We start from the raw sequence: 17,432 nt of genomic DNA on the forward strand, positions 1-17,432 counted from the left end.
TTTTTATTCGTCTTCTTTTTTATCTTCGATTTGGAGTTCGCTTTCTGGTTTATGGTATGTGTAGAAGCTATCCACAAGTAAATCTAAATGCTCTACTTCCTCACTGTAGTTAATAATTGAAGAAATAAGAGGGAAGAGGTGTAACCATATTTTATATGCTTCCTCATCGTCTTTATTTTGATAATCCATAAAGATATCAATCAATTCTTGTTTACCGGTTTCAACTTCATCAAGCATCTCAACGGATTGTTGTTTCTTTGCTTTACCAATAAATTTTAATAACACTTGTTCGTGATAATGCGTTAATGAATCAAGTTCGTTTTGAATAGATTCCTGAAACTCTTCTGGCATATAGCGCAGTTCATTTTCGGTGCGATGTAATGATTTTAACGTGCTTAAAGCGCGGCTTGTTGTCGCTAACATTTGTCTGAATAAAACGAGCTTACGAATTTTCGCGAATTGTATTTTTTTCGTATAGCTTCTTTCTTCTTTATACAGCAAATAGTAATGATTTAGTTTAATCATTTTTTCTTTCATGCGATCAATATCGGTTTTTAGCGTTGTAAAATCAGAAGCTTGCCTACTGTTCATACGAATCCATTTAACAATTTCCTCTGTATTATCAACGATGCGATGGTAAAGTTTTGTTTCATATTTTGGCGGCATAAATACTAAATTTACAAGCGAAGCCGCAATAATTCCAATCATAATCGTCGCGAATCGAAGTAAGGCAAAATTAAAGAAATCTTCGCCTTGATACTCCATAATGGCGATAACTGTTACTAAAGCGAGTGATATTGTTTTTTCTAAGCGTAATTGTAAAGTAAGAGCAATTACTAATATACACGTTAATCCAATAATAAAAGGATTATGTCCAAAAGCAGTAGCAAATACGATAGCGAATACAGCACCAATTACGTTTGCTTGAATTTGCTCAAGAGCAGTTAAATACGAGCGGTATACAGACGGTTGAACAGCAAAGATAGCTGAGATTCCCGCAAATACAGGACTCGGTAATTGAAGTAAAATACAAGCAAATAAAGCTAATGTAATGGCAATACCCGTTTTTAAAATGCGAGCACCAAGTTTCATACCCTTATTGATATCCTTTCTCTTGTCATAATGAATGTACAACATGATACTATACATTCATTACAATATGTTAGCAAGTGATATTTTAGTGACGTTAAAAAGTTTAATAAATAAATTACAATCAATTTATAATTTCTCCAAATTCTCTTTAAACATCTATTCTTTAATAAAAAAACCTGCTGAATTTCAGCAGGTTTCAAATTGTTATTCTAGATTACTATGCGATGTTCGCTTCGTCAATTTTTTTATGAAAATAAATATTGTACATGTCATTCAGTTGAAATAGATGGATCCGCCTGTTCTTTTTTCGGGATAATTTCATAGAAGTGAAGCTGGATATCATCTAATAATGGCGTTAACAAAGCGACTTCTTCATATTGTTCGTGCTCATTTAATACACGAATGTAGTCTAATAATAATTCATTCACATCTTGCAAACCATTTTTACTAATTGGCTGCAATGTTACATTTGCACCTTTAGCAATTCTTCTTTTTAAAGCGTGTTCTGTTAAACCTAAGTTTGGCTCATGATGTAAATAAACAACACCACCAGTCATGCCGGCACAAATCCATGGACCAGGATCTCCTAAAACAAGAGCGCGACCATTTGTCATATATTCAAAAGCAAATCCTTTTATATTAGAATATACTCCGATATTTCCTTGTTCTTTTTCGCGGAGTGGTTTTGTAATTCTGCCTCCAATTATCATATCTGCTCCAGAAAGGCGAATGCCAGCACGAGCATCAGCGTTACCTTGCACGTATAATGCACCTTTTTGAGCGCCGTATCCAAATCCTTTTCCGACAGATCCGTTATAATATGTTCCATTTTTACCTTTTGCTTTCGTTATATAAATGCCACCGCCAAATGAAGTTTTACCGATACCATCTTGCGCACCGCCATTTACGTGTATAAATAAGTTTTCGCTATTGTAAGCACCTAATCCATTTCCAGGAACAGAGCCATTTGTATACTTTAATGTAAGTGGTTCAAGCTTTGTATCTTCATATAATTTACTGCGAACGCGATAACAAGATTCTAAACCGCCCATAACTCGTTGTTCTACGCCAACTCCTACTAATTCTTTTGAGTGAGGAGAATGCACTGTTTCAAATTGTTTTTCTTTTACAGATACTGTTGTTGTAACAGTTGGATTTTCTATTGTTTGCAGTAAATTACATAACTCTAACAAATCTTGACCTCGAACTTGTTCTAATAAATCGGAACGCCCGACAATTTCTTGTAAATTTGTATAACCGAGTTGCCCTGTTAACCGTTTCAATTCTACACCGAAAGTGGTGAATAAATTTAATAGGCCAGCAACTGCGCTTTCTAATTCGCGCGGGACGAAGCGGCGTAATCCATGCTCTTTCGCTTGTGCTTCAGATTCAATTTGTGTTGCAATTCCAACATGGCAAGTATCTAGATGACAACCACGGCAAGTTGTACAGCCGATTGCAATCATTGATAATGTGCCAAACCCAATACGGTTTGCTCCAAGAAGCATGATTTTTAAGGCGTCATTTACACTTCGAATACCACCATCGGCCCAAATCTCTACTTTATGTCTCATACCCGATTCTAGTAGAGCGTTGTGAGCAGCTTTAACACCGATTTCTACTGGAAGACCTACATGTTGTAATGCATGAATACGTGCAGCACCTGTTCCGCCGTCAAATCCGCTAATGTTAATAAAATCAGCGCCAGCTTTTGCGATACCGACAGCAATTGTTCCGATGTTAGGAACGACAGGGACTTTTACGGCTACTTTTGCAAGTTGATTAGCCGTTTTAATTTCTGTAATCATTTGAGCTAAATCTTCAATCGAATAAATATCATGGTTGTTAGAAGGCGAAATTAAATCTGATCCAATTGTAGCATTACGTGCCTCAGCAATTTTTGCGGTTACTTTAGAACCTGGTAAATGTCCGCCTTCGCCAGGTTTTGCGCCTTGACCGATTTTTATTTCAATTAAATTTGATGAATTTAGTAGTTCAGCGTTTACTCCAAATCGGCCAGATGCAACTTGTTGTCCACGTGTATTTGGGTATTTGCCAATCATATCTTTAATTTCGCCGCCTTCACCGTTCAAACTAATCATATTTAGCTGATCGGCAGCTTCTGCATATGCACGAAAGGCGATTTCATTTTGAGAACCGAATGACATGGAACTAATAATAAACGGTAAATCATGATTTTGAATGCTAATAGACACTTCTTCAGCTGGAACGACATGCTTTGTTTGTTTCGTTTGAACAAGGTGTCTGATTGCAATCGGATTATTGTCTTCTAATTCACTTAACTTGTCGCGGTAATCATCATAAGAATTTCCTTTTGCAACATCTCCAATTGCTTTCCAAATCCGCGGGAATATATGAAATGATTTTCGCATTCTAATTTTAGGGTTGTTATAATCATCTGCCCGCGATTTTGCATCTTTAGCAAGCGATTCAAGTGAAAAAGCTAAATCATTTGAACCGAAGAAATTCGTAATTTGTAATATATTTGCGATTTCCTCATGTAATCCGATAGAGGAATAGAGGCGGCCGTAACCACGTAACTCATGAATTCCAATTGTTGAAATGACTTTCTCTAGTCCTTTATTAAGTGCATTATACAGATTCGTAATTGGTGTTTTTGATCCATCATTTACGGTCGCGAACAATAAATATGGATTAATACTGTCTGCTCCTAATCCATATAGCGTGACGATATCGTGTAAGGAGCGAAGAGCACCAGAACGTATAACGAGAGAACAGTTTCGGCGTAATTTATTTTCACTTAATACTTGATGTACTTTAGCGGTAACTAAATGTGGATCCATCCATAACTGTTCATTTTGATGAGCTTTTGTGTCATCTAATAATAGTAGGGAAGCACCATTGTTAACGGCAGCTATCGCTTCGGAACTAATTCGATTTAATGCGCATTGTAAAGTTTCTGACGGACTGAAGGTAGCAGAAATTGTAGCGATAGAGCTATGTGTAACGAACAACTGTATAAGTTGTTCGTACGTAATTGTGTGCAATTCCTCTGCAATAGATTGTGCAACACTTCCTTCTAAAATAATTGGTGAAAGCATCTCAACTACAAATGGCTGTTTCATCTTACTTGATAAACTTGGACGCTCTCCAAGTACAGTACGTGTAGAGAAGTGTTCAATTTCACGGTCACGGTCAATTGCTGGGTTTGTAACAACAGCTACACTTTCTTTAATAAAGTCAGCAATATTTCGTCTATCCGTATCGAGTGCAGCAAGTGGCGAGTCATGACCAAGTGAGCGAATTGGCTCAACTCCTTTTGTTGCCATCTGTTCAAGGAGCTGAATATGCTCTCGATCCCACCCGAAAGAAACGTACTGTTTCGTTTCAACTTGAACAGAATCACATAATCCCTGGATTTCTTTTGTTTCAGGGATAGATAAGTTTAAATGATAATTGCTAACATCGATTCGTTTTTGGAAACGATTATATACTTCAATTTGGTATTTGTCGTATTCATAAAGAACAAGTTCATCATGTTTATTCCATTTTAATCCGACCTTTTCTCCAGGAGCGAGTGGTTTCGGTTCTTCTACATATTCGGTTGGTGATACAACTCCAGGTTCAGAAGAGAAAATATAAGAGCTTTCTGTTTCTACTTTCCATACTGGTCGTAGGCCAAGGGAATCGACGCTGAATACAGCTTCATCTTTATAGCGTGAAACAATGCCAGCTGGTCCTTGTGCGAAGTGTCCCCAAGCTTCTCTTATATAAGTGTATAAGTTTTGTAAGTTTGTTTCGTATAGTTTTATTTCATTAATAATTGGTGGGAATAGTATATCCATCGCTTCAAATAAGCTGTAGTTATATTGAACAAGAAGAGTCTCTAAGGTGCGGTTTAAATCTTGGGAGTCACTTCCCCCTGCAGTTAATGGTACATGAATCATTTCGGCTTGATCACGTAATTTGGCAATTGTATTAATTTCACCATTATGTCCGAGAATGCTAAATGGTTGTACACGAAAAAAATTAGATAATGTATTAGTAGAATAGCGATTATGTCCTAGTGTCATAGTTGAAGCGATAAGTGGGTGTTGTAAATCGTTGTAATAGGCAACAAGTGTATCTCCAGCACCTAGAACTTTATATACAACATGATCACGACTTAATGAAGCAACGTGAATCGCTTCGTTTTCCTCTATTTTTATCGTTACAGCAAATAATGTTTGTTCAATATTTTTAACTTCACTTTCGGCGATAAGGGCAATTTGCCAAAATAAAGGTTCTTCTTGTTTACCAAGCGGACCGAGTGCATCTGAGTTTATTACATCATCATTTTCGAGAACAATTGTAAAGCTTTCATTGTTTAGTTGCGTACGAATGTAATCTTTTAACTCAGCAATGTTTTCTTTTTTGTTTAGAAAAAAATGTCCAACGATAAAGTGGGGATGATCCACAATCGTTGGATTATATCCGCTACTTTTCAGTTTTTCATTCCAAAGTGCTTTTGGCATGTCGATATGAATTCCGATACCATCTCCTTCGCCATTAATGAAACCAGCTCTATGATTCATTTTGACTAGCGATTGTATACAAAGATCGATGTTTTCTTTTGTAGGAATTCTTCTTTTTTCCATAACGGAAACGATTCCACACGCATCATGTTCTGCATTTCTATAATCTCGAAATAAAGACGGTGTCCATGTATTTTTTTTATTGAGCATCCGTCAATCCCCCCTCTTTTAAAAGATTGAATAATCTTACTATTTAAGGTGTAAATCACCTTGTACACAGAGATAATAACGATCTAAAAGAATATAAAACAGATAATTATGAATAATTATACTATTAATGTGGGATTTATGAAATAGAAAAAAGGAAAAAAGAAAGGTAAGCTTTCTTTTTTCCTTGTAATGACAGTATTATTTATTGTCTGCTAAAGCAGCAAATGCTCTTCCAACAGCTTCAATTGTATATTCGATATCTTCTTTTGTATGTTCTGTCGTTAAGAACCATGCTTCATATTTAGATGGTGCTAAATTAATACCTTCTTGAAGCATAAGTTTGAAGAATCTACCGAACATTTCACCATCTGTATTTTTGGCTGCATCGTAATCTTCAATTGTATTTGTCGTGAAGTATACAGTTAATGCACCCTTTAGGCGGTTTACTGTAATATCGATGTTATGTTTTGTAGCTTGCTCTAAAATTCCTTTTTCAAGCATTGCGCCAAGTTCATCTAATTTCTCGTATACGCCTTTTTGTTGAAGTACTTCTAAGCAAGCGATACCTGATGCCATAGAAGCAGGGTTTCCTGCCATTGTACCTGCTTGGTATGCAGGTCCTAGCGGGGCAACTTGTTCCATAATTTCTTTCTTACCACCGTAAGCGCCAATTGGAAGTCCGCCGCCAATAACTTTACCAAGTGCAGTTAAGTCTGGTGTTACACCAAGTAAGTCTTGAGCACCACCGTACATAAAGCGGAAAGCAGTAATAACTTCATCATAAATTACTAATGCGCCAGCTTCGTGAACAAGTTCGTTTACTTTTTCAAGGAATCCTGGTTTAGGCTCTACAATACCGAAGTTTCCAACGATTGGCTCTACAAGGATAGCTGCTACTTCATGTCCCCATTTATCTAACGCTTCTTTTAAGGTTTCTACATTATTAAAGGGAACGGTAATAACTTCTTGTGCAATACTTTGTGGCACACCAGCTGAATCAGGAGTTCCAAGAGTAGAAGGACCAGAACCAGCTGCTACAAGTACTAAATCGGAATGACCGTGGTAACAACCAGCGAATTTCATAATTTTTGTGCGACCAGTGTAAGCGCGGGCAACACGAATGGTTGTCATAACGGATTCTGTACCAGAGTTTACGAAGCGGACTTTATCTAATGCAGGCATTGCTTCTTTTAACATTTTTGCAAATTTTACTTCTAGTGCTGTTGGCGTTCCGTATAGTACACCATTTTCAGCAGCTGTTGTAATTGCTTTTGTTATATGCGGGTGAGCATGTCCAGTAATAATAGGACCGTATGCTGCTAAATAATCGATATATTTATTTCCATCTACATCCCAGAAATAAGCACCTTTTCCACGTTCCATTGCAACGGGAGAACCGCCTCCAACTGCTTTGAAAGAACGAGAAGGACTATTAACACCACCAACGATATGTTCTAAAGCTTCTTTATGTAATGCTTCTGATTTCGTGAAATTCACTACAATTCATCTCCTTACAAAAATCTATGTATTATTCTAACATGTTTTTAGAAAAGACGTATTGTTTGTGATAGAAGGAGCAGTTGGGTAAACTATTCGTTGTGACATTTAGGAAGGGGGTCCGATTATGAAATCGGTAATTGAGGTACAAGGGTTACGTAAAGAGTTTACAGCCTATTCAAGTCGTCCGGGATTAAAGGGTGCATTTCGCGATTTATTAAATCGTAATTATAAAATAGTACCAGCAGTAAATGATGTGTCTTTTACTGTGAAGCAAGGTGAAATGGTTGGTTATATTGGTGAGAATGGTGCTGGTAAATCAACGACGATTAAAATGCTTACAGGGATTTTGACTCCGACTTCAGGACAAATCACGGTGAACGGAATGAATCCACATAAACAAAGAGAAGAATTTGTGAGAACAATTGGTGTTGTTTTTGGTCAGCGCTCTCAGCTTTGGTGGGATATTGCGGTACAAGAATCATTTCGTTTATTGAAGAAAGTGTACGGTGTTTCAGACGCTCAGTATAAGGAACATATGGAGCACGTAATCGAAACGTTAGATATTGGTCCTTTATTAGATAAGCCGGTCCGAAAGTTATCTCTTGGCCAAAGAATGCGCTGTGAATTAGCGGCAGCATTAATTCATAATCCACCGTTATTATTTTTAGATGAGCCAACAATTGGGCTAGATGTTCTTGTGAAATTGAAAATACGTGAATTCTTAAAAGAGATGAATGAACGTTATAAAACAACAATTTTATTAACAACACATGATATTACTGACATTGAAGCTTTATGTGAGCGCGTTATCATGCTGGATGAAGGAAATATTATGTATGACGGTTCGTTAAATAACCTTCGCACACAGTGGGGAGCAGAGAAGGAAATCCATTTTCAATTTGTCGCTCCAGTTTCTTATCAGATGTTATCGATGGTTATGCCAGATAGTCAAGTCGTTTGGTCAAAAGCGAAAGAGGAAAATGCGTGGGTTGCAAAAATCCCGAATGAAGAAATTATTATTTCAATGCTTATTTCTAAAGTAGTACAAGCTTTTCAAATTAAAGATTTAAAAATTAACGAAGTGTCTACAGAGGAAATTATTCGTAACATTTATGAAGAAGGTATTAAGCATGGGTAAGTATATTGAAATGATTCGCATTCGTTTTTTAATGATGCTTGCTTATCGTACAAATTATTACAGCGGGATATTAATTTATACAATTAATATCGGTGCGTATTATTTTTTATGGCAAGCGATTTATAGCGGGAAAGAGAATATTGAAAGTTTATCTATTTCGCAAATGACTACGTATATTGCGATCGCATGGATGGCACGTGCTTTCTATTTCAATAATATAGATAGAGAAATTGCGATGGAGATTCAAGAAGGACGTGTGGCGGTAGAACTAATTCGTCCATATAATTATTTAGGAATGAAAGTTATGCAAGGTCTTGGTGAAGGGATATTTCGTTTTGCATTCTTTTCAATCCCAGGTATGATCATCGTTACATTGTTATTTTCATTACAAATTACAACGAATTTTCAAACGTGGTTATATTTCTTCTTATCGTTAATATTTAGCTTTATCATTAATACACAAATAAATTTAATGACGGGAATGCTTACATTCTTCTTATTTAATAATAGTGGAATTATGTATGCAAAACGTGTTGTGATTGATTTATTTTCTGGTTTATTATTACCGATTAGTTTTTATCCATTATGGGCCCAAAAAGCAATGGTGTTTTTACCGTTTCAAGCAATTAGTTATATTCCGAGTATGATTTTCTCTGAAGGTATACAAGGAAGTAAGTTATATGAAGCTTTGTTATTTCAAGTGATTTGGGCAATTATACTTATTATTCCAATTGTACTGATGTGGAAAACGGCGAGAAAACGTCTAATCGTACAAGGGGGATGACGAGATGATATATATAAAATTATTTTTGCAATATGCAAGTCAATATATAAAAACAAAATTGGAGTATCGTGGCGATTTTATCGTCGGATTACTTTCAGATTTATCACTACAAGCTGTTAATTTAATCTTCATTCTCGTTGTGTTTGGGCATACCCAAGCACTAAAAGGGTGGAGCCGAGAAGAAGTGATCTTTATTTATGGGTTCTTTTTAGTACCGTTTGCCATTTTTTCAGCTTTCTTTAATATATGGGACTTTAATGATCGTTACATTATTAAAGGAGAAATGGACCGTATATTAACGAGACCGATTCATAGTTTATTTCAAATTATATTAGAAAGAATGGAACTTGAATCTTTAATTGGAGCTATTACGGGGATTATTGTGATGGGTTATGCAGCAATGGAGCTGCAATTATCTTTTTACTGGTATGATTTCTTCTTATTCCTACTCATGGTAGGGGGAGGGGCACTTGTATACGGCGGGATATTTGTTACGCTTGCAAGTTTTGGCTTTTGGTCGGATGCGAAAAGTTCCATTATGCCGCTTATGTATAACATAGGGAATTATGGACGCTACCCTGTTGATATTTATAACCGTGTTATTCGCTTTGTTTTAACGTTTGTTTTACCGTTTGCATTTGTTGGGGTATATCCAGCAGCATACTTTTTAAGAAAAACAGAGTGGAATAGCTATGCTTTCGCAACTCCAATTGTTGGTGTTATCTGTTTTACTATTGCAATTACCCTCTGGAATCAAGGGGTTAAACGATATCGTGGTGCAGGAAATTAATTATAGAAGCTTGTTCGTTTCTAAGGGATAAATCAGCTACAGTCCTCATACATATAAAACGAGGTGGAGGACATGTTATGGGGATTTATTCTATTAATTGCAGCAATCGCTATTTTGAGAAGTGTCCAATTATTATGGAGTTCATATTCAAATTCCAATCGTTTCTTTTCGCTGTACAATTTAGCTACGTTGTTTTTGATTTATACAACGGTACTGATTGCGTTTGGATTAAGTTATGTTGTGCTAGAGGAAATGGGTTTTGCAGTTTTGAAAGAAGATGGGGATAGGTTAAGTGCTCATTCCTTTCAGCTCGTTGAAATATGTTTATATTTTAGCGCGGTTACTTTATTGTCCGTTGGATATGGTGATATAGCTCCGATTGGAATCGGAAGATGGATTGCAATTGGAGAAGCGCTAATTGGATATACATTACCGTTTGCCTTTGTGATGAGATCTGTAATAGACAATGAAAAATAAGGTCGCATTTGATATAGTAAAAGAAAAGAGAAGGAGTGATAACAATGATTACAGTAGGAGAAATGGCACCAGAATTTACATTAGAAGGAAGTAACGGAGAACAAATTCGCTTAGCTGACTTTCGCGGTAAAAATGTAGTCCTATATTTTTATCCGAAAGATATGACTCCGGGATGTACAACTGAAGCATGTGATTTTCGTGATGCATATGGATTATTTCAAGAGAAGGATACGGTTATACTTGGTGTAAGTCCAGATTCAGCAAATAGACATATGAAATTCATTGAGAAGCATGAGCTTCCATTTGTACTTTTAGTAGACGAAGATCATAAAGTAGCAGAATTGTACGATGTTTGGAAGCTGAAAAAGAACTTCGGAAAAGAGTACATGGGAATTGAGCGTTCTACATTCCTTATTAATAAAGACGGTGAGCTTGTAAATGAGTGGCGTAAAGTGAAAGTGAAAGGGCATATTGAGGATGTTCTTTCTTATATAAAATAAATCTATATTAATGAGGAGAAAAAATACATATGTAAGGCATGCGTCTATACATATTTTCTTGCGATACATAAAGTGAAAGTGTAGGGCATACCTCCTCAGATGATAGTATTCCAAGTGCGATTATGTCGCACTTTTTTCTATGTAAATGTATAGGGAATGGGGGAAGATACATAAGAATAAGGCTATATACGAAAATAAACCACATACTTATAGTAGAAATATTGACGATTTATAAGAAAAAGAGTACACTCTTTATAAGAATTATAAAATAATAATCCGTATAGAATCGGGGTGCATGACGGTGGTCAAAGAAGAATTAAAAGAAGCGCTAGAAATGCTGAAAAATACGGGTGTACGCATTACTCCACAGCGTCATGCTATTTTAGAGTACCTTGTGGAATCTATGACGCACCCAACAGCGGATGACATTTATAAAGCATTAGAAGGTAAGTTTCCAAATATGAGTGTTGCAACTGTCTATAATAACTTACGTGTGTTTAAAGAAGTTGGACTTGTAAAGGAATTAACTTATGGGGATGCTTCAAGTAGATTTGATTATGTTACAAGTCAACATTATCATGTGATTTGCGAAAAATGTGGTAAGATTGTTGATTTTCCTTATGGAGGATTGGAACAGCTTGAAGAGGAAGCTGCAAAAACGACAGGCTTCGTTATTAATAGTCATCGCTTAGAAATTTATGGCGTTTGTCCAGAGTGTCATAAGGCGTAATATATAATAAAGAAAGAGGCTGACGGCTATACGTCGACCTCTTTCTTTATTATATATGGGAATCGTGTTAGACTCATGAGGATTTAAAATGTTAAGTGAAGAATCAAATTTAATAAGAACAAATACAAGAGGTGATTTCTTAGTTAAGAAATCACCTTTTTAATGAGATGAAACTTCTTTAGTTTTGTAAGCTCCATATACCTATGATTTATAACTCTTCTTATTATATTTCTCATCAAATTCTTTTCCTTCTAGATTTCGATCAAGTGTTAAAGGTTGATTGCAATGCATACATGCGTCGACACGACCGAGCATTTTTGTTGGTTTATCGCAGCTTGGACAAATAATTTGTATCGTTTTTGTAGATAACATACCAATCCAAAAGTAAACAACAGTGCTAGCGATGACAGCTAAAAAACCAACCATCATAAAGGTTGTCATAATAATGATGTTTTCGCGAAAAAAGACACCTAAGTATGCAATGAAGAGGCCGATAAATACTAAACTCAATGCAAAGGTTCGGATTTTATTAATTTTGTTCGAATATTTAATACCCATTCCCACCACACTCCTATAGGAATAATATAACACACAATTTAGAATATTTTATGAAAACGAAGGTGATGATTAAATTTATCACTTATTAAAGAACAGTAGTGCTTTCTTTTAAGATGAAATACAGAAAGAGATTAGGTGGAAGGAGCATGTCTATAAAAGAGGAGTAGTAATTTTTTTCTATAGTTAATTTAGTTTTTTAACGGGATGTGAAATTTTTTCAGAAAAAGTATTGACCCTATATATACTGCGTGATATATTAATAAACGTCGCTGATGCGGAAACGCAGTAAACGACAAAAAAGAAATTTAAAAAACTTAGTTGACATCGAAAAACGAAGATGTTAACATAAGGAAGTCGCAATTGAGTGACGAAGTAGTTCTTTGAAAACTGAACGAAACAAACAACGTGAACGTCAATTTTTATTTTTAGATGCTAGACAAACTAACTTTATTGGAGAGTTTGATCCTGGCTCAGGATGAACGCTGGCGGCGTGCCTAATACATGCAAGTCGAGCGAATGGATTAAGAGCTTGCTCTTATGAAGTTAGCGGCGGACGGGTGAGTAACACGTGGGTAACCTACCCATAAGACTGGGATAACTCCGGGAAACCGGGGCTAATACCGGATAATATTTTGAACTGCATAGTTCGAAATTGAAAGGCGGCTTCGGCTGTCACTTATGGATGGACCCGCGTCGCATTAGCTAGTTGGTGAGGTAACGGCTCACCAAGGCGACGATGCGTAGCCGACCTGAGAGGGTGATCGGCCACACTGGGACTGAGACACGGCCCAGACTCCTACGGGAGGCAGCAGTAGGGAATCTTCCGCAATGGACGAAAGTCTGACGGAGCAACGCCGCGTGAGTGATGAAGGCTTTCGGGTCGTAAAACTCTGTTGTTAGGGAAGAACAAGTGCTAGTTGAATAAGCTGGCACCTTGACGGTACCTAACCAGAAAGCCACGGCTAACTACGTGCCAGCAGCCGCGGTAATACGTAGGTGGCAAGCGTTATCCGGAATTATTGGGCGTAAAGCGCGCGCAGGTGGTTTCTTAAGTCTGATGTGAAAGCCCACGGCTCAACCGTGGAGGGTCATTGGAAACTGGGAGACTTGAGTGCAGAAGAGGAAAGTGGAATTCCATGTGTAGCGGTGAAATGCGTAGAGATATGGAGGAACACCAGTGGCGAAGGCGACTTTCTGGTCTGTAACTGACACTGAGGCGCGAAAGCGTGGGGAGCAAACAGGATTAGATACCCTGGTAGTCCACGCCGTAAACGATGAGTGCTAAGTGTTAGAGGGTTTCCGCCCTTTAGTGCTGAAGTTAACGCATTAAGCACTCCGCCTGGGGAGTACGGCCGCAAGGCTGAAACTCAAAGGAATTGACGGGGGCCCGCACAAGCGGTGGAGCATGTGGTTTAATTCGAAGCAACGCGAAGAACCTTACCAGGTCTTGACATCCTCTGAAAACTCTAGAGATAGAGCTTCTCCTTCGGGAGCAGAGTGACAGGTGGTGCATGGTTGTCGTCAGCTCGTGTCGTGAGATGTTGGGTTAAGTCCCGCAACGAGCGCAACCCTTGATCTTAGTTGCCATCATTAAGTTGGGCACTCTAAGGTGACTGCCGGTGACAAACCGGAGGAAGGTGGGGATGACGTCAAATCATCATGCCCCTTATGACCTGGGCTACACACGTGCTACAATGGACGGTACAAAGAGCTGCAAGACCGCGAGGTGGAGCTAATCTCATAAAACCGTTCTCAGTTCGGATTGTAGGCTGCAACTCGCCTACATGAAGCTGGAATCGCTAGTAATCGCGGATCAGCATGCCGCGGTGAATACGTTCCCGGGCCTTGTACACACCGCCCGTCACACCACGAGAGTTTGTAACACCCGAAGTCGGTGGGGTAACCTTTATGGAGCCAGCCGCCTAAGGTGGGACAGATGATTGGGGTGAAGTCGTAACAAGGTAGCCGTATCGGAAGGTGCGGCTGGATCACCTCCTTTCTATGGAGAATTGATGAACGCAGTTCATCAATAAACGTTGACTTGTTTTGTTTCGTTCAGTTTTGAGAGAACTATCTCTCAAGTTTAAATGTATGTTCTTTGAAAACTAGATAACAGTGTAGCTCATATTTTTTTAATTTTAGTTTGGTTAAGTTAGAAAGGGCGCACGGTGGATGCCTTGACACTAGGAGTCGATGAAGGACGGGACTAACGCCGATATGCTTCGGGGAGCTGTAAGTAAGCTTTGATCCGAAGATTTCCGAATGGGGAAACCCACTATACGTAATGGTATGGTATCCTTACCTGAATACATAGGGTATGGAAGACAGACCCAGGGAACTGAAACATCTAAGTACCTGGAGGAAGAGAAAGCAAATGCGATTTCCTGAGTAGCGGCGAGCGAAACGGAATCTAGCCCAAACCAAGAGGCTTGCCTCTTGGGGTTGTAGGACATTCTATACGGAGTTACAAAGGAACGAGGTAGACGAAGCGACCTGGAAAGGTCCGTCACAGAGGGTAATAACCCCGTAGTCGAAACTTCGTTCTCTCTTGAATGTATCCTGAGTACGGCGGAACACGTGAAATTCCGTCGGAATCTGGGAGGACCATCTCCCAAGGCTAAATACTCCCTAGTGATCGATAGTGAACCAGTACCGTGAGGGAAAGGTGAAAAGCACCCCGGAAGGGGAGTGAAAGAGATCCTGAAACCGTGTGCCTACAAATAGTCAGAGCCCGTTAATGGGTGATGGCGTGCCTTTTGTAGAATGAACCGGCGAGTTACGATCCCGTGCGAGGTTAAGCTGAAGAGGCGGAGCCGCAGCGAAAGCGAGTCTGAATAGGGCGTTTAGTACGTGGTCGTAGACCCGAAACCAGGTGATCTACCCATGTCCAGGGTGAAGTTCAGGTAACACTGAATGGAGGCCCGAACCCACGCACGTTGAAAAGTGCGGGGATGAGGTGTGGGTAGCGGAGAAATTCCAATCGAACCTGGAGATAGCTGGTTCTCCCCGAAATAGCTTTAGGGCTAGCCTTAAGTGTAAGAGTCTTGGAGGTAGAGCACTGATTGAACTAGGGGTCCTCATCGGATTACCGAATTCAGTCAAACTCCGAATGCCAATGACTTATCCTTAGGAGTCAGACTGCGAGTGATAAGATCCGTAGTCAAGAGGGAAACAGCCCAGATCGCCAGCTAAGGTCCCAAAGTGTGTATTAAGTGGAAAAGGATGTGGAGTTGCTTAGACAACTAGGATGTTGGCTCAGAAGCAGCCACCATTTAAAGAGTGCGTAATAGCTCACTAGTCGAGTGACTCTGCGCCGAAAATGTACCGGGGCTAAATACACCACCGAAGCTGCGAATTGATACCAATGGTATCAGTGGTAGGGGAGCGTTCTAAGTGCAGTGAAGTCAGACCGGAAGGACTGGTGGAGCGCTTAGAAGTGAGAATGCCGGTATGAGTAGCGAAAGACGGGTGAGAATCCCGTCCACCGAATGCCTAAGGTTTCCTGAGGAAGGCTCGTCCGCTCAGGGTTAGTCAGGACCTAAGCCGAGGCCGACAGGCGTAGGCGATGGACAACAGGTTGATATTCCTGTACCACCTCTTTATCGTTTGAGCAATGGAGGGACGCAGAAGGATAGAAGAAGCGTGCGATTGGTTGTGCACGTCCAAGCAGTTAGGCTGATAAGTAGGCAAATCCGCTTATCGTGAAGGCTGAGCTGTGATGGGGAAGCTCCTTATGGAGCGAAGTCTTTGATTCCCCGCTGCCAAGAAAAGCTTCTAGCGAGATAAAAGGTGCCTGTACCGCAAACCGACACAGGTAGGCGAGGAGAGAATCCTAAGGTGTGCGAGAGAACTCTGGTTAAGGAACTCGGCAAAATGACCCCGTAACTTCGGGAGAAGGGGTGCTTTCTTAACGGAAAGCCGCAGTGAATAGGCCCAAGCGACTGTTTAGCAAAAACACAGGTCTCTGCGAAGCCGTAAGGCGAAGTATAGGGGCTGACACCTGCCCGGTGCTGGAAGGTTAAGGAGAGGGGTTAGCGTAAGCGAAGCTCTGAACTGAAGCCCCAGTAAACGGCGGCCGTAACTATAACGGTCCTAAGGTAGCGAAATTCCTTGTCGGGTAAGTTCCGACCCGCACGAAAGGTGTAACGATTTGGGCACTGTCTCAACCAGAGACTCGGTGAAATTATAGTACCTGTGAAGATGCAGGTTACCCGCGACAGGACGGAAAGACCCCGTGGAGCTTTACTGTAGCCTGATATTGAATTTTGGTACAGTTTGTACAGGATAGGCGGGAGCCATTGAGACCGGAGCGCTAGCTTCGGTGGAGGCGCTGGTGGGATACCGCCCTGACTGTATTGAAATTCTAACCTACGGGTCTTATCGACCCGGGAGACAGTGTCAGGTGGGCAGTTTGACTGGGGCGGTCGCCTCCTAAAGTGTAACGGAGGCGCCCAAAGGTTCCCTCAGAATGGTTGGAAATCATTCGTAGAGTGCAAAGGCATAAGGGAGCTTGACTGCGAGACCTACAAGTCGAGCAGGGACGAAAGTCGGGCTTAGTGATCCGGTGGTTCCGCATGGAAGGGCCATCGCTCAACGGATAAAAGCTACCCCGGGGATAACAGGCTTATCTCCCCCAAGAGTCCACATCGACGGGGAGGTTTGGCACCTCGATGTCGGCTCATCGCATCCTGGGGCTGTAGTCGGTCCCAAGGGTTGGGCTGTTCGCCCATTAAAGCGGTACGCGAGCTGGGTTCAGAACGTCGTGAGACAGTTCGGTCCCTATCCGTCGTGGGCGCAGGAAATTTGAGAGGAGCTGTCCTTAGTACGAGAGGACCGGGATGGACGCACCGCTGGTGTACCAGTTGTTCTGCCAAGGGCATAGCTGGGTAGCTATGTGCGGAAGGGATAAGTGCTGAAAGCATCTAAGCATGAAGCCCCCCTCAAGATGAGATTTCCCATAGCGTAAGCTAGTAAGATCCCTGAAAGATGATCAGGTTGATAGGTTCGAGGTGGAAGCATGGTGACATGTGGAGCTGACGAATACTAATAGATCGAGGACTTAACCATATAATATGAAGCAACGTTATCTAGTTTTGAGAGAATATAAAAAACTTATTGACTTTCAGGGTGAATAAGTTATAATAATGATTGTCTCAA

General features: G+C 39.9%; 10 protein-coding genes and 2 rRNA genes. 8 read left to right on the forward strand and 4 right to left on the reverse strand.

What is annotated here, in order from left to right; translation table 11 throughout:
- Positions 1-3: 3 nt before the first annotated feature.
- From LCF45_RS02610 to hemL, 3 genes are all read right to left on the reverse strand, one after another.
- Complete coding sequence (locus tag LCF45_RS02610) at positions 4-1,092, reverse strand: aromatic acid exporter family protein (protein ID WP_002063696.1); 1,089 nt, start codon at positions 1,090-1,092, stop codon at positions 4-6.
- 269 nt (positions 1,093-1,361) lie between these two features.
- Positions 1,362-5,798, reverse strand: a complete 4,437-nt coding sequence (locus LCF45_RS02615) for a glutamate synthase-related protein (protein WP_002186879.1) — start codon at positions 5,796-5,798, stop codon at positions 1,362-1,364.
- 198 nt (positions 5,799-5,996) lie between these two features.
- Positions 5,997-7,295, reverse strand: coding sequence for a glutamate-1-semialdehyde-2,1-aminomutase (gene hemL, locus LCF45_RS02620; protein WP_002125067.1), 1,299 nt, complete (start codon positions 7,293-7,295; stop codon positions 5,997-5,999).
- A 127-nt stretch (positions 7,296-7,422) separates the two neighbouring features.
- Here hemL and LCF45_RS02625 point away from each other — a divergent pair, with 127 nt between their 5' ends.
- From LCF45_RS02625 to perR, 6 genes are all read left to right on the forward strand, one after another.
- Positions 7,423-8,436, forward strand: a complete 1,014-nt coding sequence (locus LCF45_RS02625; RefSeq protein WP_000843656.1) for an ABC transporter ATP-binding protein — start codon at positions 7,423-7,425, stop codon at positions 8,434-8,436.
- Positions 8,429-9,220 (forward strand): ABC transporter permease, encoded by a 792-nt coding sequence (locus tag LCF45_RS02630; RefSeq protein ID WP_002125069.1) that lies wholly within the window; start codon positions 8,429-8,431, stop codon positions 9,218-9,220. The genes LCF45_RS02625 and LCF45_RS02630 overlap by 8 nt, the downstream gene beginning before the upstream one ends.
- Positions 9,221-9,224: 4 nt before the next feature.
- Positions 9,225-10,010: an ABC transporter permease gene (locus LCF45_RS02635; RefSeq protein ID WP_002125070.1), complete on the forward strand. Its 786-nt coding sequence runs from the start codon at positions 9,225-9,227 to the stop codon at positions 10,008-10,010.
- A 72-nt stretch (positions 10,011-10,082) separates the two neighbouring features.
- Complete coding sequence (locus LCF45_RS02640) at positions 10,083-10,487, forward strand: potassium channel family protein (protein WP_002125072.1); 405 nt, start codon at positions 10,083-10,085, stop codon at positions 10,485-10,487.
- Positions 10,488-10,531: 44 nt separating this feature from the next.
- Positions 10,532-10,987: a thioredoxin-dependent thiol peroxidase gene (gene bcp / locus LCF45_RS02645; protein ID WP_002029647.1), complete on the forward strand. Its 456-nt coding sequence runs from the start codon at positions 10,532-10,534 to the stop codon at positions 10,985-10,987.
- Positions 10,988-11,288: 301 nt separating this feature from the next.
- Positions 11,289-11,717: a peroxide-responsive transcriptional repressor PerR gene (gene perR / locus LCF45_RS02650; RefSeq protein ID WP_000237831.1), complete on the forward strand. Its 429-nt coding sequence runs from the start codon at positions 11,289-11,291 to the stop codon at positions 11,715-11,717.
- 201 nt (positions 11,718-11,918) lie between these two features.
- Here the strand turns inward: perR and LCF45_RS02655 are convergent, their stop codons facing one another.
- On the reverse strand, positions 11,919-12,275 hold the full coding sequence (locus LCF45_RS02655; RefSeq protein ID WP_002125074.1) for a YgzB family protein: 357 nt from the start codon (positions 12,273-12,275) through the stop codon (positions 11,919-11,921).
- A 447-nt stretch (positions 12,276-12,722) separates the two neighbouring features.
- On the opposite strand from LCF45_RS02655, the gene LCF45_RS02660 reads away from it, so the two are divergent.
- Together LCF45_RS02660 and LCF45_RS02665 are read left to right on the forward strand one after the other, a co-directional pair.
- Positions 12,723-14,274, forward strand: a 16S ribosomal RNA gene (locus tag LCF45_RS02660).
- Between the two features lie 146 nt (positions 14,275-14,420).
- Positions 14,421-17,342 (forward strand): 23S ribosomal RNA (locus tag LCF45_RS02665).
- Together the 16S and 23S rRNA genes form the textbook arrangement of a ribosomal RNA operon.
- Positions 17,343-17,432: the final 90 nt, after the last annotated feature.

Origin of the sequence: Bacillus sp. 41-22 (genome assembly GCF_025809295.1) — a bacterium.
Taxonomy (GTDB): domain Bacteria; phylum Bacillota; class Bacilli; order Bacillales; family Bacillaceae_G; genus Bacillus_A; species Bacillus_A mycoides.

Coding starts and splice junctions, on each gene's coding strand:
- LCF45_RS02610 (WP_002063696.1), bottom strand. CDS start 1,092: ATGAAACTTGGTGCTCGCATTTTAAAAACGGGTATTGCCATTACATTA.
- LCF45_RS02615 (WP_002186879.1), bottom strand. CDS start 5,798: ATGCTCAATAAAAAAAATACATGGACACCGTCTTTATTTCGAGATTAT.
- LCF45_RS02625 (WP_000843656.1), top strand. CDS start 7,423: ATGAAATCGGTAATTGAGGTACAAGGGTTACGTAAAGAGTTTACAGCC.
- LCF45_RS02630 (WP_002125069.1), top strand. CDS start 8,429: ATGGGTAAGTATATTGAAATGATTCGCATTCGTTTTTTAATGATGCTT.
- LCF45_RS02635 (WP_002125070.1), top strand. CDS start 9,225: ATGATATATATAAAATTATTTTTGCAATATGCAAGTCAATATATAAAA.
- LCF45_RS02640 (WP_002125072.1), top strand. CDS start 10,083: ATGTTATGGGGATTTATTCTATTAATTGCAGCAATCGCTATTTTGAGA.
- bcp (WP_002029647.1), top strand. CDS start 10,532: ATGATTACAGTAGGAGAAATGGCACCAGAATTTACATTAGAAGGAAGT.
- LCF45_RS02655 (WP_002125074.1), bottom strand. CDS start 12,275: ATGGGTATTAAATATTCGAACAAAATTAATAAAATCCGAACCTTTGCA.